This window comes from Orrella marina (genome assembly GCF_003058465.1).
Lineage (GTDB): Bacteria > Pseudomonadota > Gammaproteobacteria > Burkholderiales > Burkholderiaceae_B > Algicoccus > Algicoccus marinus.
Genome location: NZ_CP028901.1, coordinates 2,090,165 through 2,116,304 on the forward strand (window position 1 = coordinate 2,090,165; position 26,140 = coordinate 2,116,304).

Annotated in this window: 19 protein-coding genes and 3 pseudogenes; 13 read left to right on the forward strand and 9 right to left on the reverse strand. The window is 54.8% G+C overall.

Translation table 11 applies throughout. The features are described 5' to 3' along the window. Nucleotides 1-87: 87 nt before the first annotated feature. The gene (locus DBV39_RS09360) at nt 88-870 is read left to right on the forward strand and encodes an IclR family transcriptional regulator (protein WP_108621309.1); all 783 of its coding nucleotides are present in this window, start codon (nt 88-90) and stop codon (nt 868-870) included. Between the two features lie 112 nt (nt 871-982). After that, a complete protein-coding gene (locus DBV39_RS09365; protein ID WP_108621310.1) occupies nt 983-2,056 on the forward strand; it encodes a DNA-binding protein in 1,074 nt (357 codons plus the stop codon). A 34-nt stretch (nt 2,057-2,090) separates the two neighbouring features. Here the strand turns inward: DBV39_RS09365 and DBV39_RS09370 are convergent, their stop codons facing one another. Both DBV39_RS09370 and DBV39_RS09375 read right to left on the reverse strand, forming a co-directional pair. Further along, nucleotides 2,091-5,363 carry an Ig-like domain-containing protein gene (locus DBV39_RS09370; protein WP_108621311.1) on the reverse strand — a complete coding sequence of 1,091 codons (3,273 nt, stop codon included), beginning with the start codon at nt 5,361-5,363 and terminating at the stop codon, nt 2,091-2,093. A gap of 193 nt (nt 5,364-5,556) precedes the next feature. Next, complete coding sequence (locus DBV39_RS09375; protein ID WP_227870917.1) at nt 5,557-5,904, reverse strand: transposase; 348 nt, start codon at nt 5,902-5,904, stop codon at nt 5,557-5,559. 312 nt (nt 5,905-6,216) lie between these two features. Here DBV39_RS09375 and DBV39_RS09380 point away from each other — a divergent pair, with 312 nt between their 5' ends. Next, entirely contained in the window at nt 6,217-8,556 is a 2,340-nt protein-coding gene (locus DBV39_RS09380; RefSeq protein WP_159078887.1) for a glycosyltransferase family 4 protein, read from the forward strand. A 98-nt stretch (nt 8,557-8,654) separates the two neighbouring features. On the opposite strand, the gene DBV39_RS09385 is transcribed toward DBV39_RS09380, so the two are convergent. The 4 genes from DBV39_RS09385 to DBV39_RS09400 all read right to left on the reverse strand — a co-directional run bounded on the left by DBV39_RS09385 (nt 8,655) and on the right by DBV39_RS09400 (nt 14,129). Beyond that, on the reverse strand, nt 8,655-11,114 hold the full coding sequence (locus tag DBV39_RS09385; protein ID WP_159078888.1) for a DEAD/DEAH box helicase family protein: 2,460 nt from the start codon (nt 11,112-11,114) through the stop codon (nt 8,655-8,657). Then, entirely contained in the window at nt 11,114-11,734 is a 621-nt protein-coding gene (locus DBV39_RS09390) for a class I SAM-dependent methyltransferase (RefSeq protein ID WP_159078889.1), read from the reverse strand. The genes DBV39_RS09385 and DBV39_RS09390 overlap by 1 nt, the downstream gene beginning before the upstream one ends. 194 nt (nt 11,735-11,928) lie before the next feature. Further along, nucleotides 11,929-13,338, reverse strand: a complete 1,410-nt coding sequence (locus tag DBV39_RS09395) for an FAD-binding oxidoreductase (protein WP_108621315.1) — start codon at nt 13,336-13,338, stop codon at nt 11,929-11,931. A gap of 119 nt (nt 13,339-13,457) precedes the next feature. Beyond that, complete coding sequence (locus DBV39_RS09400; protein ID WP_322348755.1) at nt 13,458-14,129, reverse strand: aspartate/glutamate racemase family protein; 672 nt, start codon at nt 14,127-14,129, stop codon at nt 13,458-13,460. 283 nt (nt 14,130-14,412) lie between these two features. Between DBV39_RS09400 and DBV39_RS09405 the strand changes: the two genes are divergently transcribed. The 8 genes and pseudogenes from DBV39_RS09405 to DBV39_RS09440 all read left to right on the forward strand — a co-directional run bounded on the left by DBV39_RS09405 (nt 14,413) and on the right by DBV39_RS09440 (nt 21,961). Then, entirely contained in the window at nt 14,413-15,351 is a 939-nt protein-coding gene (locus tag DBV39_RS09405) for a LysR family transcriptional regulator (protein ID WP_108621317.1), read from the forward strand. A gap of 106 nt (nt 15,352-15,457) precedes the next feature. Then, nucleotides 15,458-16,390: a dihydrodipicolinate synthase family protein gene (locus DBV39_RS09410; RefSeq protein WP_108621318.1), complete on the forward strand. Its 933-nt coding sequence runs from the start codon at nt 15,458-15,460 to the stop codon at nt 16,388-16,390. Nucleotides 16,391-16,405: 15 nt separating this feature from the next. Then, nucleotides 16,406-17,883: pseudogene (hydA, locus tag DBV39_RS09415) on the forward strand (dihydropyrimidinase). Next, nucleotides 17,880-18,830: an N-carbamoyl-D-amino-acid hydrolase gene (locus tag DBV39_RS09420; protein WP_108621319.1), complete on the forward strand. Its 951-nt coding sequence runs from the start codon at nt 17,880-17,882 to the stop codon at nt 18,828-18,830. Before hydA ends, DBV39_RS09420 begins: the two are co-directional and overlap by 4 nt. Nucleotides 18,831-18,892: 62 nt before the next feature. Beyond that, nucleotides 18,893-19,756: a transporter substrate-binding domain-containing protein gene (locus DBV39_RS09425; protein ID WP_108621320.1), complete on the forward strand. Its 864-nt coding sequence runs from the start codon at nt 18,893-18,895 to the stop codon at nt 19,754-19,756. 48 nt (nt 19,757-19,804) lie between these two features. Next, complete coding sequence (locus DBV39_RS09430; protein ID WP_108621321.1) at nt 19,805-20,545, forward strand: amino acid ABC transporter ATP-binding protein; 741 nt, start codon at nt 19,805-19,807, stop codon at nt 20,543-20,545. Between the two features lie 18 nt (nt 20,546-20,563). After that, nucleotides 20,564-21,241, forward strand: a complete 678-nt coding sequence (locus DBV39_RS09435) for an amino acid ABC transporter permease (protein ID WP_108621322.1) — start codon at nt 20,564-20,566, stop codon at nt 21,239-21,241. Nucleotides 21,242-21,283: 42 nt separating this feature from the next. Further along, the gene (locus tag DBV39_RS09440; RefSeq protein WP_108621323.1) at nt 21,284-21,961 is read left to right on the forward strand and encodes an amino acid ABC transporter permease; all 678 of its coding nucleotides are present in this window, start codon (nt 21,284-21,286) and stop codon (nt 21,959-21,961) included. A gap of 204 nt (nt 21,962-22,165) precedes the next feature. Here DBV39_RS09440 and DBV39_RS09445 read toward each other — a convergent pair whose 3' ends face one another. The 3 genes and pseudogenes from DBV39_RS09445 to DBV39_RS09455 all read right to left on the reverse strand — a co-directional run. Continuing rightward, nucleotides 22,166-23,062 carry a polysaccharide deacetylase family protein gene (locus tag DBV39_RS09445; protein ID WP_108621324.1) on the reverse strand — a complete coding sequence of 299 codons (897 nt, stop codon included), beginning with the start codon at nt 23,060-23,062 and terminating at the stop codon, nt 22,166-22,168. A 403-nt stretch (nt 23,063-23,465) separates the two neighbouring features. Continuing rightward, on the reverse strand, nt 23,466-23,621 hold the full coding sequence (locus DBV39_RS09450) for an STAS-like domain-containing protein (protein ID WP_108623203.1): 156 nt from the start codon (nt 23,619-23,621) through the stop codon (nt 23,466-23,468). A gap of 268 nt (nt 23,622-23,889) precedes the next feature. Continuing rightward, nucleotides 23,890-24,123, reverse strand: a pseudogene (locus DBV39_RS09455) (transposase domain-containing protein); the annotation flags it as partial. A gap of 22 nt (nt 24,124-24,145) precedes the next feature. On the opposite strand from DBV39_RS09455, the pseudogene DBV39_RS09460 reads away from it, so the two are divergent. Together DBV39_RS09460 and DBV39_RS09465 are read left to right on the forward strand one after the other, a co-directional pair. Beyond that, nucleotides 24,146-24,364: pseudogene (locus DBV39_RS09460) on the forward strand (transposase domain-containing protein); the annotation flags it as partial. A 199-nt stretch (nt 24,365-24,563) separates the two neighbouring features. Beyond that, nucleotides 24,564-26,006, forward strand: coding sequence for a tyrosine-type recombinase/integrase (locus DBV39_RS09465; protein ID WP_227870571.1), 1,443 nt, complete (start codon nt 24,564-24,566; stop codon nt 26,004-26,006). The last annotated feature ends 134 nt before the right edge of the window (nt 26,007-26,140 follow it).

Below are 26,140 nucleotides of genomic sequence, written 5' to 3' on the forward strand. Positions count from 1 at the left end.
GTATACAATAACTATTCTCCAAAAATTTTCTAGAAAACATCCACTCAAACGACAGACCGTGGTCCGCGGACCTGCTCAGGAGCGACTATGTCCACTGTTTCCCCCACCAAAAAGCCGGCGCGTGTCCGTCCCGTACCCGCAGTATCAAGAGCCATCGCCATCCTTCGTCTGCTCGGAGAATCCGAGCAACCGCTTGGCGTGAAAGCCATCGCTGACGAACTCGGACTGGTGCCGTCCACAACACTGCACATTCTTCGCGTGCTGGTCAGTGAAGAGCTCATCGAAGTCGATGCAGACACCAAGCGATACGTACTAGGAGGTGGCATGATCACGCTGGCCAGAAGCGTTCTGGAAAAGGGCAGCTTCGCTGAGCGGGCTCAGCCTGCTCTGGACCGGATCGCCTCCAGTTTCGGAGTCACGGCCATGTTTGTCGAAGTGACGGCGCAGGAATCGGTGGTGGTGCTGGGGATATCTCATTCAGCCCAGCCATTCCGGATTCACACCGATGTCGGCAGTCAGTTCAACACGCTGGTCAGTGCCACAGGTCGCCTGATCGCCGCACACAGCAATGCGCCCTGGAGCAGCCTGCGCCAGAAGTTCGATGCAATTGCCTGGGACAGACGCCCTGCTTTCACGGACTGGAAGATGGAGGTCGAACTTGCAAAGGAACAGGGCTGGAGTATTGATCGCGACAACTTTCTGAGAGGAATCACCGTTCTCGCTGTTCCTGTCCTGGCACCGAGTGGACGCCTGTCCCATACCCTGGTGGCTGCCGGCCTGTCGTCGCAGTTCGATCAGGACTTCACGACGGATCTGGCGCAATCTATGCGCCAGGAAGCGTCGGCCTTATCCAGAATGACGCTCGGCTAAAGAACGCCGACAAGACTTATTCAAGACATATAGACCGTTTAGTCCTTTGCGTTCACATTCGGCGCTATGCTAAACATTGCGCAGGGGAGATAACTAGCGGGAGTCAGAGCTCATGGCGTTGCTTGGCATCGGCGAGAAGGATCGTTACGGTCGACAGAAACGAATTGCCCACGAGGGCAAATTCCTGCGTGCCAGTCGAACTGGTGGCATATCGCTACGAGCTCAGACCCGAGCCGCAGGCCTGAATCTGACTGCCAACACCAGGCATGGTTTGAGAGTTTCTCACCGACTTGGCAGAAAGACCCAGCTTGCGTTTCAAAACGGCAGACTGGTGTTTCGCGGACGTTACGGCTCAGGCCCGACCCGGTTGAATGTCTCGAAGACTGGTATGACCGTCTCGACCCGCAATCCGTTTGGCACCATCAACTGGATCAAACCGAATCGATCGTCTGCAAAACTTTTCGGGGTCCAGGTTCGCGGACAGAAGGCGTTATTCATCCAGATGGTCATGCTTGCAATCACAGGCGTCGTGGCACTGGCCTCACTGGCGATCAATCTGTGTATCCTTCTGATCAACGTCATCGTCTGGCTGGCAACACATCTATGGAATCTGACCGCAAAAATACCCGACACACTTGATGACATTGCCCACATCTGGCGCAAACGCAGGCTGCGTCAGACAAGACTCGAGCTCGACCACACCGTGCAACAAGCTATCGATGACTGGTCGCAAGATGATGTCATTCATGCAAACGAGTTAATGTTTCTCTCAGTTGCACGTGGCCACAGCGCACTCGATGCCAGTCGCACAAGCGACTGGCCACTTGCGCAACACCTGACTGTAAGAAAGCACCGTCGGACACTCGACCAGGAAACACACCAGCGAATCGGTGCACTCATCGAGCATGCACTGACACGAGATCGCAACAAGCCTGACAAAGCTGATCACACGGATGCCGCAGAGCATAAGCAGCCAGGGACAACCACTGCAGTTCGGATTCTCGCACTGACAGCCTTGATTGCGAAGGCAACAGAATCGAAGATCACCGCATCGCAACGCCCGGAACTGCTTTTCGCACTAGACGATCTGATGCTTGAGCAAGGATCTCGCAATGTCCTGCAGGACCAGATGCTTGAAGTATTCGCCGACCAATGCGGGTTGCGCCTGACAAACCGGACGCACTGAAGCGCCACTGCGCGCCCGAGCCGGCGCCAGCAGCTCAGACAATCGCATCGTTGTAGACGTTTACCATGGATGGCAAAAGGTTCAATGGCATCACTTCAGCCAGAATATCTCCCGACTCCTGCGCGCTCAGATTGCTATCGTGCTGATACTGCTGAAACAGTGTTTCCTTGGCAATCAAGCTCTTGGCGGCTAGCACCTGCATGTCAGGCTCCTGTGCGCCGTTCATGATAGTGAACACATACGGGTCGATGTCGTCACCACGCCTGATCGCCTTCTGAATATCATCAACCCAGTAGGCCCTTCCCACATCATCTGGCACGCGATTGAACAGGACCTGATAGACCGTATCCAGAAACGCGTTGATATCAGACTCCTCGGTGGTCGGGTTCTGAAGAAAGGGATAGAGCATGCGAGCCCGCTCGCTTTCCCCAAGCACATTGGCCAGACTGTAAAAAGACTGCTGTGCAGACAGTCCCTGCTCCTCATACTCATCGAGCAAGCCAAGATACACGTCAGCCAGATCCTGGTCGATTCCATGGTGAAGGTAGCCGTACGCTCCAAGCCCTACTAACGAGTAGTCTCCCATTGCTCCAGCAAGCTCTCCGATCTCCGGCACGACCTGCAGTTTGACTCTGGACACGGATGACTCAATCTGACCATCTCCAAGATCCTTATGGGCGAGGTAATCGAAATAATCCAGCCCCACAAAACCCTTATCAGCCGTATAGGTGAACGAACCGTTTTTATTGAACGCCAGGTGACCATAGGCCGGACCATTGAGCAGGGTCGCTGACTCGGGTGCGCCCAGATCATTGGTCAGTACGCCATCAGTCTGGCTCACTTTGAGGACAGCGGGAGACTGTACAAGGTAAGCATCACTCATCGCCTGCCCCTGTTCCCCTCGTCCATCCACAGTCAGCGTCAATGGATTGCTGGTCTGAGCGAACTGGACACTCTTGCCGTCGACCATCGAATACTCGGTCATCGTGACGCTGTACTTTCCAGGCGCAATGTGTGTCATCCCTGTCATCCACCTTCCATCGATATCGGCAGCCGCTTCCAGACTTCCAGCGGTACCTTGATCCCTTCCTGAGAACAGATGCCAGGTAACTTTGACCGTATGCTGAGCTGAGACCTTGTTGGTGTAATGGCCAATCCACGCATCGGCACCCGTCCTGGAGGCCGGGTTCAAACCGGTCCAGCCAAAGACAGCGTTGTTTCCCTCTACTATCGCACTCGGATTAATCATGCTGGACTGCCCGGTCGCTGCGACAAACTGTTTGGAATGGTCTAGTGCACCAACGACCGGTGCTGCAGGGACGCTGCCTGACATTGCATAAGCCTGACCAGAACTCGGAAACGCGTACAGCAGTGCCGGATCAAAAAAAGCACCCGATCCAGCAGCCAGATTCAGCGTTGCACTCGGCCCGGAATCCTGAGACATCGAAGTGAACTGGGCCCCGCCATCAATGGCCAGCTTTCCATCGTGGTAGTAGAACCCACCGCTTCCATCCGAGGTGGTGAACATGTTGAACGTTTTGAGCGCCCCCTTTGTTTCCCATTTGGAAACCGTCTTGTCATAAACCGTCAGACGATGCCAGTTAATGTCTCCCTCTTTCGTGCTCAGCGGGATGTCGTTGATCAGCATGGACCCGACACCCTGCTGACCATAGGATGTGTTGGCGGTGAGTCCGGCGCGCCCACCTTCCGAACTCAGGCTCCATTGTGACCAGAGTTCCTCGTCCTTGCCTGCGTCAGAGTAAATATAGGCGGGATTGGACCAGGAGTCCTTGCCCACGAGATACTGATATGAGAATGCAAACTTGGAAGGGTCTGCGAACCAGGAAGTCTGCCCAAGCCTGTTTGACGGAACCGAAGGATCGCCCGCCGGTGTTCCTGCCGGAATGCCAAGATTCAGCACCATATTGCCGAATGTTGCATTGCTCATGTCCGGAAAAGTTGCGTAACCCGACTTGGAAGGCGGCGCGATATAGTCATAAAGCACCGGCTTGACATAGCCTGACGGGGTCTGCGCATCATCAAAAATCGTCAGCGTGATCTGGTCTGCACTGACATTCTGATTGACGCCGTTTACCGTCTGAAAAAGATTTAACAACGGGCCACCAACCGGATACTGGCTCATGGCGTTGTCTGAATACTGCGAGCCGTACGAGTTCGATTTATCGAAGAATACCTTTGAGTATTCATCATAGGTCGGCGCGATGTCCCCGGACTTCAGATTGCTGCCAAATGCGTAGACGGGACTCCAGTTCCAGTTGTAATCAAGGTTGACCTCATCAGTCATGGAGGTCGGTGTCGCCCCCCTCTGCCCAAGGTAGCCGAGGTCCAGTCCCGTTAGAAACTGGGTAAAAATTGCACCGTACTGATCATTCTCACCGAGAAACTCTGATTTGTAGAACGTTTCCTTGCCGTTTACGACCGAGTAAATGTCTGCCTTTGTCGACGCGTCAATTGCATAGATATTCCTGGCCAGATCCGCCGAACTGATCTTGATCGTGCCCTTGATCTGACTGTTGACGTCAGGCGTCAGAATATACGTTCGGGTTGCCTCATCGTAGGACGCACGATAGTTATAGAAGCCCTGGTTGTGCCATTCACCGGTGGCGTCCGGGGCACCATTGAATATTCCGGCAATCCTGACGGGATTGTCCTTGAGATGTTCCCCAAGTTTGGATAGATAGGTTGTCCAGTGAGCGTCGGTGTATTCCGTCGGCCTGACATACAAACCCTGTGACGCCGTTGAAGGCGACCCCGCGTAGAGAAACTCGTCCGCCAGCGGACCCGAGCTGAACTTGATCAAAGGCGAACCCGCCGAGTGCATGTCTGCGAGAAGCGTGTTGCCGGAGACTCCGTAACCTGCGGTCATCGCTGAACTGCCATTGGTGTAGTCGACCCGCAGCGACATCGGAAATCCGAAGCCGTTGACTGACGTCAGGTTGCCTTGTGGTGTGCCACCGGCATCTGCCGGATCGAGCGCATACTCGAACGAGTCGTAGCGAAACTGGTCGGTCGCTGTTGTCGACGTACTCGGAGCCAGATCGGCCTCTTTGGTGATCTGCTTCTGAATGCTGGCCAGATCAGCATTGGTCTGAACCACATACAACTTGCCGCTATTGATCAGCGGAATCGTGGCGCTGGCACTTGCCTTCTTGCTGGCCGCGTCATAGATAGTTGACCAGTATGCTGTCGCGCCATCAAATGCTACGGTAAAGAGATAGGCATCCTTGCTTTCGAGAAATGCCTTCTTCTGTGCTGTCAGGTCAACTTTGATCGCGCTGGTCGTCATGGAAAGATCCGCCTCGGCATTTCTCTGAAAACATGTCAGTAAGACACTTAAGCAGCCTGTCAGGCTACATACACCCCAACCGCGACAAAAACCGTAGCTGTCAGCTTGCACGCAGACATCCACTGATCAATGATTGAGCAATCGATCTTGTTATACAGCCATTCGTTTTGCCTGAGCAACTAAGTTATTTGCATCAACGTCTCCCCAAAAGGACCGCGATTCCTACTTCGCTTTGGCCGATGGTCAGTGACGCTTCAGTGAACTCCTGCTTTATCGAGGGGCCTGACTGCACCGACTCTGCACAGGCTAAAACTCGATGCCCTCGCACTAGAATATTGATTGCGCCAACCAGGTCGGCTTTTCCTTCAAAATCCCAACCGACACACACGAAACGCGCTTGCGTCTGGCGGTTGCCTTTCGACTCATGGCCACAACACGAACAGGTCTGGCTGGCGTATCGGGGCGCAACGGCAACAACAAACCCACCAGCCCGTACGCGCCTTGTACTCGAGTTGCCGGCGAAACTGCGCCCAGCCTTGATCTAGAATTGACCGTTTCAGGCCAGACTTCTGTTTCAACGAGGAGTCCATCACGCAGCCTGCAGCACAAAATATCCCTCTCACCAGAGTACGCAGTCAACCCGTCCCGGATTCGCGCAGGGTGATAATGGAAGGCTACGATATGGCTGACTTGCCACCAGACACCTCTGATCTGAGTTCACTTCAGTTCGGCTCGAAGGGCGTGGCGTTCAATCGGCTTATAGCTACCCGATAACATGCTGCCCCCGCGCAGGCGATACACCGTGAGGAAATGTGCGTTGAACCTTTCCCCAGCTCGAATCCGGAGACTGACGATGCGGGCCTGCCTGCGGCTCCAGGCTGCTTTGCTGGACCTGCGGGACGGAACTGAAGCCCTGTGGTTTAGAGCCATGCGCTGGCGCAATCTGCCTGAAACCCTCAACTGGCGGCTGGAGGGTCCTTTCGATAGCAGTTACAGCCTGGCCCTGGTCAACCGGGAGACAGCCAGATCGCTCACTGAACTTGGCCACTGCGTGGCATTAAAAAGTACCGAAGGCCCGGGTGACTTTGATCCCGATGGCTCGTTTCTGCTACGCAATCCAGATCTGAACGAAATGCACTTGCGCACCCAACAGCGCAAACCATACAAACTGCATGTGACAAGCCGCAATCTTTATCCGCCGAGGGTTCACAGCATGAGCAGATCCATACGCTGCCTGCATGCGTATGCCTGGGAGGAAAGCGAGTTTCCCCAGTCATGGGTCCATCAGTTCATTCACCATCTTGACGGCATCTCGGTTGTCTCACATCACGTTCGCAAGATCCTGATTGACAACGGCGTCACTGTTCCTATAGCCGTCACCGGGCTGGGCACGGACCACTGGAGAGGACTAACATCCCAGCCCGGGATCAGTGTGTCTGGCAGGTCATTCAGGTTTCTCCATGTTTCCTCATGCTTTCCGAGAAAGGGCGTGGACTGCCTGCTTCAAGCCTATGGCATCGCATTTTCCAGTGAGGATGATGTCACCCTGATCATCAAGACCATCCGCAATCCGCACAATGAGGTTCACACATGGCTGGCACAGGCCCGCGGGCGACGATCTGACTACCCACACGTCGAGATCATCGAAGAAGACCTCTGTGACCGCCAGCTCAAGAATCTGTATGAACAATGTCACGCGCTGGTCAATCCAAGTCGTGCGGAGGGGTTCTGTCTACCCCTTGCTGAAGGCTTGCTGTCCGGACTGGCGGTCATCACGACTGCGTGGGGTGGGCAGACCGACTTCTGTGATGAATCTGTTGCCTGGATGGTTGACTACAAATTCGCCAGAGCCCAAAGTCATCTCGGACTGACCGACTCCATCTGGGCAGAGCCTGACACAAGCCACCTTGCATCAGTCATGCGTGAGGTTTACCAGGCACCTGAGAGGCTGCGAAGGGCTCGTATTCTGGCAGGCCAGAACCGGCTTCAATCAAACTGGCGATGGGATCAGTCAGCATCCCGTCTGGTCGAATCGGTGCGACGATTTCGGAACAGACCTCTCCCCCCGAGACCTCGCATTGGCTGGGTCACGACCTGGAACGCCATGTGTGGCATCGCCACTTACTCCGAGCACCTGGTCAGACATATGTCAACGCGTGTGACCGTACTTGCTTCAAACACCGCATCCACGGTCAGGCCGGATGAACGACACGTCCAGCGCTGCTGGGTGAGCGAAGACCCCTCGAATCCTATCGAGTTACAACTGGCTATTCGTGATCGAGGCCTGAATGTTCTGGTCATCCAGTTCAACTACGGCCTGTTCGACTTCACGTCATTTGCAAACTTCCTGAATGGCGAAGTGGATGCCGGGCGCACAATCATCGTCATGATGCATGCCACCGCAGACCCTGGTAACCGGCGCGACAAGCGCCTGATGAACCTTGTGCCGGCACTTGCGCGCTGCGACAGGTTGCTCGTTCACAGCACTCACGATCTGAACCGGCTCAAGACACTGGGACTGACCGAGAACGTCACGCTTTTTCCGCATGGGATTCTGGACATCCCAGACGGATCCCGGTGCTTCGCACCAATTGGTCAGAGGCAAATTGTTCTGGCCACCTACGGCTTCTGTCTGCCTCAAAAAGGACTGCCAGAGATAATCGAAGTTCTGGAACTGCTCAGACAGCAAGGACTGGACGTGAAACTGCGTATGGTTAACGCACGTTACCCCACCCAGTCCTCCGCAGATCTTGCCCAGCAGATCCGAAGCACCATCAAACGAAGGAATCTGGAAAAGCACATCGAGCTGCATGACCAGTTTCTGTCAGATACGGACAGCCTTGAACTGTTATCAGGTGCCGATATCATCGTGTACCCTTACCAGACGACCGAGGAATCAGCCAGCGGCGCCGTACGTTACGGACTCGCTGCTGCCAGAGTAGTCGCCGTTACTCCGCTCGCGATCTTTGAAGATGTGGGGCCATATGTCAGCAAGTTGCCCGGCATCCGTCCAGCGCAAATGGCAGACGGCATTGCTCAGCTGATTTACACCCTGCGAACCTGCCCACAGAATATCGAAAGCCTGCAACCTGGTGCCCAGATCTGGCGTGACAGCCACCGTCATACTGTTCTGGCCAGGCGCCTGGACAACCTCATCACAAGTTTGCTGACAAACCGCTCCAGCTCTCCCTGATCGCTTCGCACAGGTTTTCGAGGGGTCTGAACAAGAACCCGAATAGCGCCATATGACCAGTCACAATATCGGCAATCACAGTAATAGCCTGCAGAGGCCTATCGCCACTCACCGTCACTGGCTGAATCAGCAAAGAGAGACTGACCGTACTGACCGAGCCGCCAGTTAACGATTTCATCGGTCATCCGACTCAATGTGCCTGTCTCATCTGGCAACACAGTCTGAGTGAACCTGAAAACGGATCCATCAGATGCAAACCAGGCAATCGCAGAGCCGGGCTCAGGCGTGCACCAGTAGTGGACTGGCATCTTCTTCCATTGATTAGCCCACCGTCGGTCTGACAAACTGGAAAGCGGCTGCAACGATGCAGGCAGGTCACGTTGCCAGGCCGGGTTTCGCAAGAACCAGTCTTTTCCCCAGACTGCGAGACTGTCGATCGCCACCTCCTGATCCAGCTTTTCCCGAGAAATCAAAGTCTTCAACAAGATGAGCTTGTAGGACCGAACGACCCGGGTCACGGTCAGGTCCCTGAACCACTGCGCGTGACGCTCGATGACAGCCATCTCATCCGGTGTGGCATCACCCTGTTCATCCAGATACTCCCACCAGGAGCCATGATTGCGCCGCAGGTTCGTCAGGTTGACACCGGTTTGCGCCAGTTCGGTGATGGTAGGGCGACGCCCCAGGCTCGCCCTGGTCGCCGTGTACTGTCGATCTAACCTGTCCTTGACCAGACCATCCAGAAACTCGATGAAGCCCAGGTCGTAGTTGACGAAGCAACCCTTTGCAAGCTTGAGATCAGACCTGTGCAAGTAACTCACCAGCTCCCGACGGGAAGGTTTGTGTGCGAACTGGTGTCCCAGCAATAGCTCGGGACGATTCAGAAAACTATGATGATTTCCTACAAAGTCAACGACAACCAGTCGATCCTTGGTGTCACTCAGACGCAGTCCCCGACCCAGTTGCTGTAGAAAAAGAACCCTGGATTCGGTTGGGCGCAGCATCATCACCGTGTCAATCTCAGGCAAGTCCACGCCCTCATTAAACAGATCCACCGAGAACACAACCCGCACGACCGCGCGAGCAAGTTGATGCAATGCCTGCGAGCGCGTAACTTGCGAGTCGCTATGGACGCTAAGTGCGGGTACTCCCGCATGCTGGAAGAAATCCGCCATGTAATCCGCATGTTTTTGCGAAGCGCAGAACGCGAGCGTTCTCGATTTCGCCCTGGATTTCCACTCGTTAAACACATGACGGGCCCTCGACCGAGTCGCGAGCTGCGCAAACAGGCTATCCGGATCGAAACGGCCGTTTCGCCATGGAATGTGCTGATAGTCGACATCCCGGTCGAAAATACCGTAGTAGCTGAATGGGCAGAGTTGGTCGGCCTCGATCCCATCAAACAGATCGAACCTGAAGATCAGATTGTTATCACATAGATGCAGGATGTCTGATCCATCCGAGCGGTCCGGCGTCGCGGTCAGTCCCAGCAGGAACTCTGGCTCGAAGTAGGACAGCAGTTTCTGATATGTACCTGCCGCAGCGTGGTGAAACTCGTCGACCACAATGTAATCGAAGTGATCCCTACCAAAACGCTCGAGATGGGACTCTCTAGCGAGCGTCTGGACCGAGGCAAACAGCAGATCCACGTGATCGTCCTTTTGCTTGCCGGTGAACCGGCCGATCCGCTGGTCTGGCATGACGTTCAGAAAGCTGACTTGTGCCTGCAGCAGAATCTCTTCGCGGTGCGCGACAAAGAGCACTCGTTTTGCGCCGGCCTGTATGGCATCAAAGGCTGCCAGATAGGTTTTACCAAGTCCTGTCGCGAGCACCACCAGCCCCTTGCGCAGTCCTCTCGCGCGAGCCAGTTTCAAGGCCTCAAGCGCACTCACCTGATGTGGTCTGGGAGTCGGCTTACCGGGTGATGCAACATCAACCTCGGGTCTGACAACATCGATCGGCACGATCTTGCGCGCATTGTCGTACCGGGTCTGATACTCATCAATCCACACAGAACTCAACGGCACGACCTGCGGGTGTTGATTCAAGGTCGCAAACCCCTGCCGGACCTGCGCGACACGCTTGTCGGACGAGGGATCGTGCTCATCCGGGTAGCTAAGGTGGTAGTTCCACTCCAGACCGTCCGTGAGTGCTTTCTTACTGAGATTGCTCGATCCGACGAACACATCAGCGCTGACCATCGCGCCTTGTTCTGACTTCACAAAGATGTACGCTTTGAGATGAAAACTGTCACCAGGCCCGGTCTGGAACACCCGGATGTCTGCTCCACGCTCGGCCAGCAACATCAGTTGTCTGAGCGCAATCGGATCGGTCACACTCAGATAGTCACTGGTCAAAACGGCTAAACGCACATGTCTGCTCTCGGACAGGAGTGCGGCTTCGAGGTCCCCGAAAATCAGATCAAGACCAGTCTTGCGGATGAACGAAACGGCAATCTCGATCTCGGTTGCCTGAACCAGTGCTCGACGTAGTGCCGGCAAAAGCTGATGATGCTCACCCCCGGTCACCAGAAACGATGAAACGTTCGCTGCAGCCATCAGGGCGGATTCCATCCCTCGCTGGCGACACAGACGGTCTGCCAGCGCACCTCACTGCGCCGGAGTCGGTCTGGCGCCAACCCTTCGCTCAGGGCATGAAACGACCGCCCACAGGCATGCGCAAGTCGCTCCACCTCCTGTGCACTCACTGCATACATGGGTCGGTCCGGATCCGGTGCGCCGAAACGCAAAGTGATGATCAGCACACCCTGCCGGGACAATATGCCGTCGAGTCGGGCAAATGCTCGAGGCCGGTGCTCTGGTTTCAGATGCATCCAGACCGCCGACAGGAGAATCAGGTCATATTCTCGAGCTGGTGCAGCCAGGCCCTCGAGTCCTGGTAGACGGGCATCACACCATTGAACTGTGCTTCCTGTTCGCTGCCGTCCAAGTTCGCGCAACGCCGGTGACGGCTCGGCAGCAGTCACCCGCCAGCCAATGCGATCAAGCCAGGCCGCGTCTCGCCCGCTGCCAGCCCCCACATCCAGCGCGTACCCAGGTTGTAGACGCTCGAGAACGCCGACCCATTCTGCATGCACATCGGCCGCTGCGACCGAGTCATACTGCGACTGATACCGCCGGGCATGCTGGTCGTAATGCAAAATGGTTTTGTCGATCACGCGTTCTCCTATCCAGATCCAGGTTTTGCCGCTCAACCTCCAGGGTTAAAACAATCTCTACACGGCACGATGTAACGATGCATCACTGTTCGCAATCTAGAGTTTCCGATCAGGATAAAACCAGATTTAGGATCGTGTACAGACCTTTTTGTCGACAAAGACTTTCTGTTGAAAGGAAAAAACCGTGCAGGACATCAAAGCAGTTTCCCGGGATTCATGAGATGGTTTGGATCGAGCGATCGCTTGATCGTCATCATGAGGTCCATCTCGACACTGGATTTATAGCGCTTGAGTTCATCACGTCGCAACTGCCCTACACCATGCTCGGCACTGATACTGCCTCCGTATTGTGCAACCAGATCATGTATCAAACGATTCAGCTGTTCGACCGCCTGCTTGTATGACTTCTCGCCCAGCGATGCGGGCGCGAGCACGTTGTAATGCAGGTTGCCATCTCCAATGTGCCCGAAGTTGATGACGGTGAACTCTGGCCGGACGTCGGCGCAGATGGAATCGGCCTCCTGCACAAACTGGGGAATACTCGAGATTGGCAAAGCAATGTCATGCTTGATGGCATGTCCGGCTGCAACTTGAGCGGGCGAGATGCCTTCACGCAATCCCCACATTTCGACAGCCTGTGCGGTTGAGCTCGCCAGCGCCACATCCACCGCCAGGCCGCGTTCGATTAGTGCCTGCAAAGCATCTTCAAACGGCGTCGTGGCTGCCGTCGCCGACGTATGGCTGACTTCTGCGAGCACGTGAAACGCCACAGGACTCTGAAGGGGACTGCGTGCCGAGTTGAAATGACCTAGTACAAGATCCAGGCTTGCCTGAGTCATCATCTCGAATGCAGTCAAGGAATCGCCACAAATATCCTGCAATCCGCGCAAGGCATCCACCACATCGGCAAGGCGCTCGAAACCAATCCATGCTGTCTGCCGGTTTCGAACTGCCGGATACATTTTAAGAACTGCGGCAGTCACAACACCCAGAGTACCTTCCGACCCGATAAAGAGATGCTTCAGGTCGTATCCCGTATTGTCTTTCCTTAAAGCCCGCAACCCATTCCAGACCCTGCCATCTGGCAATACGACTTCCAGACCCAGCACAAGATCACGCGTATTACCGTAACGAAGCACACCGGAACCACCCGCGTTTGTGGCCACGTTACCACCGATGGTGCAACTGCCCTGTGCCCCCAGACTCAGCGGAAACAAACGGTCTGCATCGGTAGCCACCTGTTGCACTTGCGCGAGCGTGACGCCCGCATCGACGGTCATGGTGTTGTTAATCGGGTCGACATCGCGGATGCGCTTCATGCGGGTCAGGCTCAGCACGACCTGGGAGTTGCTCGTGTCGGGCGTCGCCGCACCACTCATGCCAGTGTTTCCACCTTGAGTGACTACAGGTGTGTGTGTCTGATGACACAGTCTGAGCACGGCCGATACCTCGGTGGTGCTTCTCGGTCTGACGACCACAGGCGTCAGACCCGTCCACTTGCCCAGCCAGTCCCGGACGTAGGCATCGTGTTCGGTCTTGTCCGAAATGATTCCGTCCGGACCCACAATATGAGCAAACTGCCCGACCAGGCTTTGGTGATTCATCTTCTTACAAGGGTCCAGATACAGAGAAGTAGTGCAATGCCACTGCTGTCTTGAGCTTTAATGGAATTGATCGAATATGCCGCAAGCTTGCTTGTGACAAGCCCCGAAACCTGTGCAGATCACCACCTCAGCAACGCCCTGCCCATGGCCATTGCAGTTGCCGCCTGAGTCGGCTCGACGACTGGCATATCCAGTTCCTGCTGCAACCAGTCCCGATGATCAGCCATACCTGCACACCCCAGCACCAGCACATCAACGAGATACTCGTCTCGCAATTTCTGACCCGCACGTTTGAGACCTTCCCGGGTGCGCTGCGGATCGCCAAGCTCCAGAACAGTCATCCCCAATGGCTCTTCTGCGACCACCCGGTCGGTCACACCCATGGCACCAAACATTCGTCCATGACGCCGGATCGAACCGCGCAGGATGGCAATGACGCCAATGCGTTGCCCCATCGTCATCGCTGTCAAAATGCCGCTCTCGCTGATCCCCATGACGGGACGTGATGTTGCCTCGCGAACCGCATACAAGCCCGGATCACTGAAACACGCGATCACAAACCCACCCGTACGTTCACCGTGCTCGGATTCCAGTTTCTGAACCAGTCGCACCAAAGGTAATGTGACATTCTCGACGTCGATCTGACGCTCCACACCGGACGGACCTTCGGCCAGTGTCAGACACTGGATCTCAGGGCCGTCGGTTGTTCGTAAGGGATCCAGTGCCTTGTCAAATGCATCGGTGACGCTCTGGGTGCTATTGGGATTGATAACGAAGATGATCGGACGCATGAGCATGGTTCTCCTGTCAGAACGACTGCCCTCGGGCATGAGAGCATGACCAGAGTCTAGCAGTCACTAAGTGAAAACAAGATTGCAATTTTGTATTGAGTACTTAACATTAAGTTATGGGTACCAGGTTCGGAGGTCTGTCGCTGATACAGCGAATGCGAGCAAACCTGCACTCCGGGTACTGTCGCCCAGGTCCTTCCGAACAGCGACTCGTTCGCCCGGCTCATTTGCCCTGCACCGAGGCACTCATCCACCATCCAACTCTCCTCACATCCAACCAGCCATGCAACTCAATCTGCGACAAATCGAAGTATTTCGTGCCGTGATGTCAACCGGATCTATCAGCGGTGCAGCCAAGCTGCTTTTTGTGTCCCAACCCGCAGTCAGCCGTACGCTCTCACACATGGAGCAGCGACTGGGTTTTCCGCTGTTTGAACGGGTCAAGGGACGCTTGTACGCAACCCCGGAGGCCAAATCCATGTTCCGGGAGGTCGAAATTGTCTACAACGGGGTCAGACGTGTATCTGAGCTTGCGACTGAGCTCGCTGAAAGGCGAGCCGGAATCCTGCACCTGGTTTCAAGTCCTAGCATCGGTCACATGCTGGTCCCCATGGCAATTACCCGGTTTCACAACATCCGGCCCGAAGTCAAGGTCACTTTTCAGCCATTGACACTGCACCCCATGACGCAGATGCTGCTTGAGGGTCGCGCCGAGCTCGGCGCCATGATCGTCCCGACCGATCACCCCAATCTGCTCTCTCGCACAATCGGCAAGGGTGAACTGGTCTGCATCTGCCCCTACGACCACGAACTTGCGCGACGAGCCGTCCTCGAGATTTCCGATCTGAAACCATACTCGCTGATTGCCTACAGCCCTGACTCTCAGTTTGGCATCCTGATCGCCAGTCTTTACCAGCGTGAACAGCAGCCCCTCAAAGTCTCGATCGAGGTCAGTTCCCCACTCAATGCCTGCGCCCTGGTCAAGGCTGGAGCGGGGATTTCCATTGTTGACGAGTTCTCAGCCCGAAGCTCCAAAGGGGACTTTGTGATCCGACCAATCCGAAACACGACAAAACTGATGATCAACCTGGTTCAGTCACGGTTTGAGCCGATTTCTCAGCTTGCGCAGGACTTCGTGAAGTGCCTGCAGGAGACTGTCGATCAGTCGGGATTTTCACTCCACGAGAGCGATCTGATGCATGACCGGCCCCCCAGCCCTTAACAGTTCGTTATACAAGGCGAATAAATATGCAAGTGATGAAACGTGTATTCGGGGATAGCATGAATTAACAGTTACGACTCATCACATCGTTTGCAAGGGGATATTCATGGTTGACGCACCCAGCGTTCATGGCGTTTACACAATCTGCCCGACACCGTTCACTGACGACATGTCGGTCGACGTGCAGAGCATCAGGCAACTGACCGACTTCCTGATTGAAAGCGGTGTGACCGGTCTGGCGATCCTGGGCTTCCTGGGGGAGCTTCACAAACTGTCCGATCAGGAGCGTCGCCTCGTCGCAAAAACATTTATTGACCATGCGGCCGGGCGGGTTCCGGTCTGGGTCGGCGTCCGTGCTCTCGGCATTGCTGGTGCGATCGAGCAGGCTCAAGACGCCCAGAGCCTCGGAGCGAGCGCCGTCTTCGCTGCTCCGCTTGACGGCGCAAGCGATGCCCTGCTCTACGACTATTACAGGACACTGGCTGACTCAGTCAAGATCCCTGTCGTGATCCACGACTTTCCAGACTCCTTTGGCACCGAAGTCAAGCCAGAAGTCATTGCCGGACTGGCCCAAAGTGGTGGTGTTTCCATGATCAAGATGGAAGAGCCTCCAGTTGGCCAGAAAATCAGCAAGATTATCGAGCTTGCAGGATCCAGTCCCGTCAGCATCTTTGGCGGACTGGGCGGGGTGTACTTCCTGGAAGAGCTGCAACGTGGGGCGATTGGCACCATGACTGGCTTCGCCTTTCCAGAGATCCTGGTTGCCATCTACGAAAAGTTCGCGAGTGGTGATGTTCAAGGGGCTGCTGCGGTCTTTGATAAATACTGTCCGCTTATCCGCTATGAGTTCCAGCCCAAAATCGGGCTTGCACTGCGCAAGTATGTCTATCAGCGTCGCGGTGCCATTTCCAGTCAGGCCATCCGCTCACCTGGCATGCGTATTGATGGCACGACAATTGCTGAGCTTGATGCAATCGTCAGGCGAGTGGGACTTTCCTACGAAGGAAACGGCCCCTCCATTCTCAGGAACTACAGCTGATCAAGGGAGGCAGTCATGCAATCGAATCAGCAGTTCGATCTCACTATCCGCAATGGCAGAATCAGTACAGCTGCCGAAACGTACTACGCCGACATCGGGATTCGTGACGGACAAATCGCAGCCATCGCCGCAAAACTCCCCCTGCCACAAACGATATCGACGCGAGCGGCCAGTGGATACTGCCCGGTGGAATCGACAGTCACTGCCACGTGGAACAACTGTCTGGAATGGGCGTGATGTGTGCGGATGATTTTTACAGCGCCACGGTTTCGGCAGTGTTCGGAGGGACCACGACCATTGTTCCGTTCGCGGCACAGCACCGTGGCAACCATGTGCCAGACGTGCTGGCTGATTACATGCAGCGCGCGGCTGACAAAGCCGTGATCGACTATGGCATTCACCTGATTCTGACGGACCCGACTCCAGAGACGCTATCCGAGCACCTGCCCAAGGCAATCCGTGACGGCATCACTTCGTTCAAGATCTACATGACCTACGACCGGATGCTGCTTAACGATTATCAGGTTCTGGACGTGCTGGAATGTGCTGGTCGTGAAGGTGCACTGGTCATGATTCATGCCGAAAACAACGACATGATCCGCTGGATTGCCCGCAGGCTGGTCGAGCGTGGCATGACTGCCCCAAAGTTCCATGGCGTTGCACACACACCACTGGCTGAATCGGAAGCAGCCAACCGCGCAGTCGCCATGGCCAGGCTGGTCGATGTACCCATCCTGATCGTTCATGTTGCCGGCAAAGAAACCGTCAGTGTCATCAATGCGGCCCAGGCTCTCGGGGTATCTGTTCACGCAGAAAGCTGTCCTCAGTACCTGTTTCTGACAGCCAAGGATCTGGACAAGCCGGGCCTTGAAGGTGCCAAGTTCTGCTGCAGCCCTCCCCCAGGCGACGAGGCATCCCAGGAAGCGATATGGCAAGGGCTGATCGACGGCACGTTACAGATTTACTCATCTGACCATGCGCCATACAAGTTCGACGAGACAGGCAAGCTCCCCAAAGGGGACCAGACAACTTTCAAGGACATGGCCAACGGTGTTCCGGGAATCGAGCTGCGTCTGCCGCTGCTCTTCTCTGAAGGTGTACTCAAAGGACGCATCAGTATCGAGCGATTTGTTGCACTGACTTCGACCAACCATGCACGCATGTACGGCATGATGCCCCGAAAAGGCACCATTGCCGTCGGAGCCGACGCAGACCTGGCCATCTGGAATCCTGAGTGTGAACGCACCATCACCTACAAGATGCTGCACGACCACGTCGGCTACACACCTTACGAAGGCAAAACCATCCGTGGCTGGCCGGAAACAGTCGTCAGCCGCGGGCGGATCGCAGTCCAGAACGCAAAACTCGCAGTCGAGCGTGGTAGCGGAAAGTTTGTGGCCAGAACGACACCCGAGCCCGTCTTGCGCAAGCGGCTGAACGGCAATCCGCAGTCGGTCATGAAAAAGTACTTCACCGGGAGTGACCAGACATGATGAAGCGGCCCTTCGGAATTGCAGTTGCCCAGCTCGGGCCGATCCAGCCATCGGACTCTCGTGCCAGCGCTGTTGCTCGCCTGGTCGAGATGATGCGTGAAGCCGCATCACTTGGCGCGCGCATGGTGGTATTTCCTGAACTGGCTCTCACAACGTTCTTCCCTCGATACTGGATGAGCGACGAGGACGCAATCGAGCGTTACTTCGAAAAGTCGATGCCATCGGCGCAAACGCAGATACTGTTTGATACCAGCAAGAACCTGGGGATCGGGTTCTACCTGGGGTACGCTGAACTGACGACTGACGGGCACCGTTTCAACACGTCCATTCTGGTCGATCAGACGGGCAAGATCGTCGGCCGGTATCGCAAAATCCATTTGCCAGGTCATGCTGATCACAAAGTCGGAAAGCCGTTTCAGCATCTGGAAAAGAAATACTTTGAAGTTGGCAATGAAGGCTTCCACGTCTGGCAGACCATGGATGCACGCATTGGCATGTGTCTGTGCAATGACCGCCGCTGGACTGAGACCTGGCGGGTCCTGGCCCTGCAGGGCGCCGATATTGTGGCTGTTGGCTACAACACCCCATCGGTCAACATTCACTGGCCCGAACCACCGCATCTCAGAATGCATTCACACCTGATTTCGCTTCAGGCGGCAGCCTACCAGAACACCACCTGGATCGCTGCAGCAGGCAAGGCTGGTCTTGAGGATGGGTGTCACCTGTTTGCAGGGTCGGTCATCGTTTCGCCAGCCGGCGAAATCCTGGCCCAGACCCAGTCTGAAGACGACGAAGTGATCTATTGCAAAGCCGACCTTGCACTCGCAGACACATTCAGACAACACATCTTCAACTATGGGGCACACCGACGCCCGGAACATTACCGACTGATCACCGAACGCACTGGCGTTGGTGATCCGCTCGGCAAAGAGCCTGACCCATCATAACGAACACCCAACAACGCCTACTTTCTTTAACCCTTACGCCCCTCTCCAACCACAAAGGAAAGATGATGACACAACGCTACTCCATGATTGCCAGAGCAAGTCGTCTCGCTGGTGCCCTTCTGCTTGGTGCCACCCTGTCTAGTGCAGCGCTGGCGAGCAAACCACTTGTCACCGGGGTGGATGCCACATTCGCCCCCCATGCCATGCCCAAGCTAGGTGGCGGCATTCAGGGCTTCAACGTGGATCTCGGACATGCACTTGCACGTCAGCTTGGCACAACCATCGAGATCGAAGGCACCGAGTTCTCGGGACTCATCCCAGGCATGAACGCGGGAAAGTATGACTTCGTCTTGGCACCAACTACGGTCACTGAAGAGCGCGCCAAGAACATGTGGTTCTCAGAAGGCTATCTGAACACGGACTACTCGTTTGTGGTGGCTGCCAGCACACCATCGTTCGATTCGCTGGACGCACTCAAGGGCAAGACAATCGCCTTGAACAAGGGGTCCGTCTACGAGGCCTGGGCGCGGGAGAATGCCTCGAAATATGGCTTCAAGTATGACGTCTACGCCACCAATGCGGATGCACTACAAGCCGTTCAGTCAGGACGTGCATTCGCCAACATGGCAGGCAACACCGTTTCAGCATGGGCAGTCAAACAGAACCCGAAAGTCAAGGTCGCCTTTACCTTGTCGACCGGGCGCGTTTGGGCACTTGCCTTCCGGTTTGGCGACAAAGAAACCCGCGACAAGGTCTCCATGGCGCTGAAATGCCTGAAGCAGGACGGAACCATCGCCAGGCTGTCCGAGAAATGGTTTGGCGTCACACCTGAGAAAGGTTCGGTTCCTGTCACTGTAGGCGTAGGACATGGTGTACCAGGCATCGAAGGCTACGACCCCACTCCGGTCGAACTCAAATGCGACTGACCCGAGTAAACCCGGATTCCTGACAATCAAAGACAGCAGGTTGCAAGCATGAAGAATAGACCGATTCTGGAAATCATAGGCCTCAGAAAGGCATACGCTGACAACGAAGTGCTAAAGGGCATTGATCTGGAGATCAACCCCGGACAGCTCGTATTTGTCATCGGGCCATCTGGCTCCGGAAAGAGCAGTCTGCTCAGGTGCTGCAACCGGCTGGAAGAATCCAGTGGCGGACAGATTTTGATTGATGGCGATGACATCACGGCCTCAAACGCGAATCTGAACCGGATTCGACAAAAGATCGGGATGGTATTCCAGCACTTCAATCTGTATCGCCACCTGACTACCCTGGACAACGTCACACTCGCCTTGCGCAAGGTTCAGAAACTGTCGAATGAGAAGGCAGAGAAAATCGGACTTGACGCCCTTGCCAGGGTCGGTTTGCAGGACAAGGCGAAGTCATTTCCCGATCAGCTATCTGGTGGACAACAACAGCGGGTAGGTATCGCCCGTTCGATTGCACTGGCACCGAAAGTAGTGCTGTTTGACGAACCAACCAGCGCGCTCGACCCGGAGCTGGTTGGCGAAGTACTCAAGGTCATGCAGGAACTCAAGAACGACGGCATGACCATGATGGTTGTCAGCCATGAGATGGGATTTGCACGCGCGGCGGCTGATCATGTGGTGTTCATGGATCAAGGTGTGATCGTTGAACAAGGCAAACCGGAGGATGTATTCGGGGCGCCAAGTCAGCCTCGTACACAGGCGTTTCTGGCGCGGATTTCACACTGACGACAACGGAAGCCGGCCATGGATTTTGAAGCACTTGCCTTTACCTTCTTCAACCTGAATGTCATCAAGACATATTTCCCCGATATCCTGGCTGGCATGCTGGTCACCATAGAGCTTGGACTTGTCGTGTCGGTGACAGGTATCGTACTGGGCCTGGGTCTGGCGATGCTCAGAGCACTGCAGTGGCGATTCCTGAACTTTTTTATCATCTGTTTCGCGGACATACTTCGCGCCATTCCACCACTAGTGGTCATCATGGTGCTGTTCTTCGCCTTCCCTTATCTGAACCTGTCGATGTCCGCCTTCACAGCGACCTGGCTTTCGCTGTCCCTGGTGCTGGCCGCATTTGCAGAGGAGATTTGCTGGGCAGGCATCGTATCGGTGCCTAAGGGACAGGCAGAAGCGGCCCGGTCGACCGGACTGTCCTGGTGGCAGAGCATGGTTTATGTGGTCGTCCCGCAGGCGCTACGACTCACAGTCGCACCGCTAACCAACCGGGTGATCGCCATCACCAAGAGTACTGCGCTGGGGAGTGTTGTCGGTCTGAGTGAAGTTCTGAACAACTCCCAGTCAGCCATGAGTGCTTCGGGCAGTGCAACACCACTGATGATGGGTGCCCTGGGATGCCTGGTGATATTCATACCCGTGGTGCTGCTTGGTCGATGGACTGAGACACGGTTCGCGTGGAAACAATAACTTCCGGAACCAGCCGGATCGTTAACAGCAAGGGTGAGCAGCGTGCAAGAGATCTACTACAACTTCTTCAACTTCGAGATCTACAAGGAAGTGTTTCCGTACTTGCTTGATGGACTCTGGATGACTTTGCTGCTATCCGCACTGGTCATTCCTGTTGGTGTGATATCTGGCCTGGGAATTGGCATCTTGTCCATCACGCTCACGTCACGCTGGAGCAGAACCCTGCTGGCCATCTACATTGACGTTTTCCGGGCGCTGCCACCACTCTACCTGCTGATCTTCATCTATTTCGCAACGCCGTTTCTAGGCATTGATCTCCCCAAGATGCTGGCTGTCGTGCTGGGCTTCATGCTCAACAACTCTTCTTACTACGGGGAGATTTTCAGGGCTGGATTGCAAAGCGTGCCACATGGTCAGGTTGAGGCGGCCAGATCAACGGGTCTAAGTGCCATGCAGACGCTCTGGCATGTCCAGATCCCGCAAGCCACGCGCAACGTGATGCCAGACCTGATCAGTAACACCCTGGAGGTGGTGAAGATGACCACACTCGCCAGCGCCGTCGCAATGCCTGAACTGTTGAGAGTCGCACGCGATGCACAATCGCTGGTTTACAACCCGTCACCTATCGTCCTGGCGGCACTCATCTACCTGGCCCTGCTCTGGCCGATCGTCCGGTTACTCAGCCGTCTCGAGCATCGCAAGCTAGGCGGCGGACACTGACCCGCAACGGCCCTATCCGTTCAGGTTTAATCTGGCGCGATGCCTAAGCCTCGCCTCAGCCCTGAATTCCTGGTGACCGTTCCGCACACTGTCAGTTTGGGCATTCCTGTTTGAGCGCTTCAAGTATGGCATGAGACAAAGGCTCCTGAACAATCAAAACCCTTTATCCAGGTGGTTTGTGATCAGAAGTCTTTCTCTTCGCGATCAGTCAGTAGGCGATGGAACGACACCTGCTGGCAGGCTTTCAACATGGGAGCAGATCTGTCCCGGTGTTGTGAGCCAGACCTGATCCCGTTTGGCCATGATGTGTTCGATCACGCGACGGAACTGGCGAAGTCGATACGGCTGCCCAAGAATAAAACTGTGCAACACAATACTCATGACGAGCGGACGCTTGCTGGACTCTTCAAGCATCTCGTCAAACTGGTCAATAAGATTGTCACAAAACACCTGGGATGGCGTGCGTCTGGAGACACACTCGATTGAGTCATTGAGATCATGAGAATACGGAATGGCCAGGATCGGTCCATTTTCGGTCCGGAACCAGACCGGCTGGTCATCAAGTGGCCAGTCCATCATGTATCGGTAACCGGCTTCTTTCAGGAGATCCAGCGAGTGGTGCGTCTGCGAAATATAAGGTGCAAGCCAGCCTGAAGGCGCCTTGCCTTCATGTTCGAGGATGGTCCGAGTGGCCTCCTGAATGCATGTGCGCTCCTCGTCAAACGGCATATCGACTTGCCGCTCTGCGTTGGTGCGCCCATGTGCAACGATTTCATCCCCTCTTTCACTGAACGCTCGAATCATCTCGGGACAGTAATCATATAGTTCGGTGTTGACGAGCAACGCGTAAGGAAAGTCATATTGCTCGGCCAATTCCAGCAGACGCCATGCACCCACCCGATTACCGTAATCACGCCAGGCAAAGCTGCGGGAGTTGGGCTGAGGATGCGGTGTCGCATAGTCGTTACCCAAGCCTTCCCCAAATGCGAAATGCTCTACGTTCAGGCTGAAATGAATCGCCAGTCGCTTGCCATCAGGCCAGCAATAGTCTTCTCGATGTGGGATTGCACTGTAGTTGTAACGACCGTGGGACTTGAGCATGGCGCCTCCGCAATATCGTGGGGAAATGGCTGATTTCAAAGCGATCAGCCAACGCCTTTAAAGGTACAGGTCTGCGCTCATGATGGCAAGAAAGCGTATTGCCATTAAGCACTGGGAAACCCGAAAGTTTCAGGCTGAAACCTCTGTCACAGTATCGTAGTCAGGAAACTGCACCCCGGAATGACGCGAAACCACCCGGTCAGCCACTGCCGGCGACGGGCTAACTACTGTTTATAGGTTTACCCACTGCCTGATGTTATCGGTAACAAAAAGCCACCCGCAGGTGGCTGGAAGATCCGTCATCAAAGCACTGAATATTTTTGGCTTACGACTACTGATAGCTGCAAGATGTCGATACCCCCACTGAAAACGGGAAGACTACTTGATACGCACTTGAGCCGCCTTACTTTTGAGCCAGAGCCCTTTTAATCATAAAGTCCACATCTGGATTAGTGTTTTGAGCGCTAATCGAAACTTCTGGATGCTCATTCTGAAAAACACGAAATATTTCATCAGCAAAGGCTTGGCCGATCGACTCTACTCCATCAAAGGTATCCAGTCCATTGACCCCATGATTGCGGGTTGATCGTGCCTGGTGGGATCATGTAGCTGACATTTTTCAGCATCAGACACATGACACACCACGATCCGACCGGATGGCTCTACCTGCAACTCATCAAAGAAGAAGCGATCCGCACCAGGGTCTGTGCGCAGCGTGCAGGTGTGAGTCTTCAGGTGTTTACACGGGCGCAGCAGATGCACAGCCCGTTCGAAGAAGTCAAACGACGTCCGGACTCGTTGCTGACTGTTTGTCAACGCACTGTCTGTTATGCCGATGATTCCCGTGCAACCAGATTCATGGCGAGATCCTCGTCATGAATATTCCACGGCAACAACGCTTCGTAGTCATCGGCGTTCTGAGCCAGAGGCAATCGCTCGAGCACGTAGCACAACCATGCGTAAGGCTCTTTGCCATGGGCTTTGGCCGACTCAACGAGCGAATAAAGCAACGCACTGGCTTTGGCACCGGCTGGCGTGTTCGAGAAGAGCCAGGCTTTGCGGTAATGAGCAAATTCCCATTACCGCAAGGGCTGGTTGTTCAGTGACACACCGGCTGGCGCACATGCCAGTGCAGTCATCTACTCCCTGGTCGAGACGGCCAAGGGCTTCGGGTTCGAACCCTACCTGCGGTTGCGCCACGTCCTGCGTCGTCTGCCATTGGCGCAGACTGTCGAGGACTATGAGGCCTTGATGCCGTGGAATCTTCATCCACAGGATTTAATCACTCAGCGCGAAATCTGAACATCCTGTTATTGCTGGATCGCGTACCCTTGATAATACTGGCGCGCCCGGCAGGATTCGAACCCACTACCCCTTGGTTCGTAGGTAATTAGATAGTAGATCCATGGAAACGGGTGGAGACAACAATTATCTTTAAATTACCTTTATAAATTAGTTGCTTAGTGTAATATGGCGTTTCCACCCGTATACAACCATACTCATGAAGCGAGTGAATTTCATGGGGCAAAACATGGGGCAAAAATCAACAAGGGATGAAATGGCGCAAATTACAAAAGTTGAACTAGACCGGCTCAAACCAACAGATGATGGGAAGACCTTGCGAGGCGACGGTGGCCTTGTTGGTAAGGTTCGCGCTGGCGTTCGCGGAATTACAGTTCAGTTTAGATACGAGTTTTGGCTGGATGGAAAGAAGCACGATTACCGACTCGGATCATGGCCCAAGAAAACACTGGCAACAATCAGGGCCGAGCGTGATGCGGTCAAACCGGGAATCAAACTCGGCATTAACCCGCTGCAAGCGAAAAAAGCGGAACGGATCAAAACCCAGCGCGCAATTGCAGAGACTATCCGCGAGGCTGAGCAGGAGCAAATTAACAGCAGCACCGTGTCAGACCTGTTTGACGCGTGGATCATTGATGGCGTGGCGCGCAAAGATGGAAATGCAGAACTGAAACGCTTGTTCGCAAAGGACGTATTGCCCATCATTGGTAAAAAAGCAGTTCGCGAACTTTCGGAAGGTGATATTCGCGCGATGCTACGCAAGCAGATGAAGCGTGGCGTCACGCGGCTGATGGTGACCACTTTTAAAGAAGTGAACCAAATGTTGAACTGGGCAGAAAAGCGCCAGCCCTGGCGTCAACTGCTGATTGATGGCAACCCCTGCGCGTTGGTAGACGTCGGAAAACTGCTACCTGCAGACTACGAGGAAGAGCGTGACCGAGTTCTGTCACCATCAGAAATTCGGGAACTCAACCAGATCTTTCTCAGGATGGAGGAAGACTGGCGGAACGCCCCCGACAGAAGATCAACTTGCCGTCCCATTACAAAAACAACCCAGGTTGCGCTCTGGCTTTGCCTGAGCACGCTATGTCGAATCGGTGAGCTTCTGATGACTAGATGGGAGCACGTGAACCTTGACGAAGGGACGTGGTTCATCCCGCGCCAAAACGTCAAAGGACACCGCGGCAAGAAACAGGAACAGACCGTATACCTGTCAGACTTTGCTAAACGTCAGTTCCTGACCTTGCACGAATTGACAGGACATAGCGAATGGTGCTTCCCAGCAAAGAACAAACGTGGGGCGGCAAGTACACATGTTTGTTTGAAAACGATCAGTAAACAGGTGGGGGATCGGCAGATTCAGTTTAAGAACCGCTCCAAACCACCATTGGGGCGCGCATTTGACAACAGCCTCGTGTTGTCTAGTGGTGCTAACGGGGAGTGGACACCTCATGACTTGCGGCGGACAGGCGCGACGACGATGCAAGAACTGGGGGTATCCCTTGATGTGATCGACCGCTGTCAGAATCACGTCTTGGCTGGCTCGCGTGTGAGGCGGCACTACCTACACCATGATTACAAAATAGAAAAGACGGAAGCTTGGGCAAGACTTGGTAAAAGGTTGGAAGCGTTGCTCGCTTAGAACGCTATGCTTACATCCAACGTTTAACAGCCTAAGCCAGCGCCTACCCTGACGGGAAAAAGCGGGATAGTCCGCCAGCCTGACGCTGGCCCTGATAAAAACCGAACCATACGAGGACAGCATGAACGACAGGA

Excerpts from the sequence above, each read along its gene's own strand:
- DBV39_RS09360 (WP_108621309.1), top strand. The coding sequence starts at position 88 with ATGTCCACTGTTTCCCCCACCAAAAAGCCGGCGCGTGTCCGTCCCGTA.
- DBV39_RS09365 (WP_108621310.1), top strand. The coding sequence starts at position 983 with ATGGCGTTGCTTGGCATCGGCGAGAAGGATCGTTACGGTCGACAGAAA.
- DBV39_RS09370 (WP_108621311.1), bottom strand. The coding sequence starts at position 5,363 with ATGACGACCAGCGCGATCAAAGTTGACCTGACAGCACAGAAGAAGGCA.
- DBV39_RS09380 (WP_159078887.1), top strand. The coding sequence starts at position 6,217 with ATGCGGGCCTGCCTGCGGCTCCAGGCTGCTTTGCTGGACCTGCGGGAC.
- DBV39_RS09385 (WP_159078888.1), bottom strand. The coding sequence starts at position 11,114 with ATGGCTGCAGCGAACGTTTCATCGTTTCTGGTGACCGGGGGTGAGCAT.
- DBV39_RS09395 (WP_108621315.1), bottom strand. The coding sequence starts at position 13,338 with ATGAATCACCAAAGCCTGGTCGGGCAGTTTGCTCATATTGTGGGTCCG.
- DBV39_RS09400 (WP_322348755.1), bottom strand. The coding sequence starts at position 14,129 with ATGCGTCCGATCATCTTCGTTATCAATCCCAATAGCACCCAGAGCGTC.
- DBV39_RS09405 (WP_108621317.1), top strand. The coding sequence starts at position 14,413 with ATGCAACTCAATCTGCGACAAATCGAAGTATTTCGTGCCGTGATGTCA.
- DBV39_RS09410 (WP_108621318.1), top strand. The coding sequence starts at position 15,458 with ATGGTTGACGCACCCAGCGTTCATGGCGTTTACACAATCTGCCCGACA.
- DBV39_RS09420 (WP_108621319.1), top strand. The coding sequence starts at position 17,880 with ATGATGAAGCGGCCCTTCGGAATTGCAGTTGCCCAGCTCGGGCCGATC.
- DBV39_RS09425 (WP_108621320.1), top strand. The coding sequence starts at position 18,893 with ATGATGACACAACGCTACTCCATGATTGCCAGAGCAAGTCGTCTCGCT.
- DBV39_RS09430 (WP_108621321.1), top strand. The coding sequence starts at position 19,805 with ATGAAGAATAGACCGATTCTGGAAATCATAGGCCTCAGAAAGGCATAC.
- DBV39_RS09435 (WP_108621322.1), top strand. The coding sequence starts at position 20,564 with ATGGATTTTGAAGCACTTGCCTTTACCTTCTTCAACCTGAATGTCATC.
- DBV39_RS09445 (WP_108621324.1), bottom strand. The coding sequence starts at position 23,062 with ATGCTCAAGTCCCACGGTCGTTACAACTACAGTGCAATCCCACATCGA.
- DBV39_RS09465 (WP_227870571.1), top strand. The coding sequence starts at position 24,564 with ATGAAGCGAGTGAATTTCATGGGGCAAAACATGGGGCAAAAATCAACA.